The sequence below is a fragment of the Knoellia sinensis KCTC 19936 genome, from assembly GCF_000768705.1.
GTDB lineage: Bacteria > Actinomycetota > Actinomycetes > Actinomycetales > Dermatophilaceae > Knoellia > Knoellia sinensis.
The window spans coordinates 1-1,508 of sequence record NZ_AVPJ01000046.1 but is presented as its reverse complement, the minus strand read 5'-3'; the positions used below and the strand labels follow the sequence as shown (position 1 = coordinate 1,508).

The following is a 1,508-nucleotide window of genomic DNA, read 5'->3' as shown; positions in this document are numbered from 1 at the left end:
GGTTAGACATCCCAGGGTTGTAAGTCGTCAAGCGGCGGCGGGCTGTCGGTGTCCCCAAGCGGTCTGCTCGTCGTAGGCGTGTCGGTGTTTGAGGCAGCCGTGGAGGATGGCGACCCATCTGTTCCCGAGGGCGCGCAGGGCTTGGTGGTGGGTGTCTTTGGCGGCGCGTCGTTGGTCGTAGTAGCCGCGGGCACCGGAGCTGGCTTGCAGCGAGCAGAAGGCCCACTGGTCGATCGCGTCGTACAACCGAGTGTTGCGGGCGTGTCTGGCGACCACGGCACGCTTCTTGCCTGAGGCGATCGTGATCGGGGAGGTCCCGGCGTAGTTCCTGCGAGACTTGGCGTCGGCGAAGCGTTCGGGGTCGTCCCCGAACTCGCCGAGCACCCGGGCGCCGAGGACGTCACTCAGGCCTGGCAGCGAGAGAATGATGTCGGCGTCCGGGTGCTGCTCAAAACTCTGCTCCAGTTGTGCCTCGAGTTCGGCGAGCTGGGTGTTCATCGAGGTGATGAGCCCGGCCTGCGCGGACACGACGACGGCGTAGGCCGCTGCGACAGCGTCGGGTGCGTGTAGCTGCGGGGTCCGAAGCGCCGCCTGGATCCGCTCCGCCGTCGGGTCAAGGTTTCGTCGTCGGCCACCAGCGCTCAGGGCGGCCTTGATCTGCGACCGGGTCAACTTCGCCGCGAGGTGGGGGTTGGGAGCTCGGCCGAGGACGGCGAGGGCGTCACGGTCGTGCAGGTCCTCGAACGCAAGCAGGGCTGCGGGATAGAACTCCCGCAACGCATTCCGCAACCGATTGGTCTCTCGGGTCCTCGACCACACCAAGGACTGCTGAGCACGCGCCAAGACCTTGATGCCCTGAACGTCATCAGTGTCGCCGGCGACGACGCGATGGTTGTGGGCGTCGGTACGGACCAGGTCGGCCAGCACCTTCGCGTCCCCGGCATCGGACTTGCCGCCGCCCACGTGATGCCGCTCCCGGTACCGAGCGACGGCCCTGGGGTTGATCGCGTACACCCGATACCCGGCCGCGATCAGCGACGTCACCCACAGACCGTGGTCGGTTTCGATCCCCACCGACACCTCCAGAGGATCGTTGGCATGATCACCGATCACCGCATGGAGGGTGCTGACCCCGCCCACTCCCTCGGGCAGCCTTCGCGCCGCGAGCTTCTTGCCCTTCTCATCCATCACGTGGATGTCGTGATGATCCTCAGCCCAGTCGTTCCCGACGAAGATCAACGCGCCCACCTCCCTTGACCCGGGACGAACCTGCTTCGGACAGTTGAGCCGAGACCGCCCCGGCAGCGACCTAATGGATCAGTGCTCACCGCACGCGGGGCACGACATCCCATCAGCACTCAACGGGCGACCTACCCGCCGATCGGGACACGATCTAACCCAAGGGATCACAGCCCCGGGGACGAGCGGTGTTCACCAACCGACGGCTCGGCCACCAGCCTCCACCCCAGACCCATGGGGTGTGAAGGGAAGCTGCATCCCCATTAGGG

General features: G+C 66.4%; 1 protein-coding gene. It reads right to left on the bottom strand.

All coding sequences use genetic code 11. The features are described 5' to 3' along the window. Positions 1-27 precede the first annotated feature (27 nt). Positions 28-1,239, bottom strand: a complete 1,212-nt coding sequence (locus N802_RS19105; protein ID WP_035919681.1) for an IS110 family RNA-guided transposase — start codon at positions 1,237-1,239, stop codon at positions 28-30. Positions 1,240-1,508 lie beyond the last annotated feature (269 nt).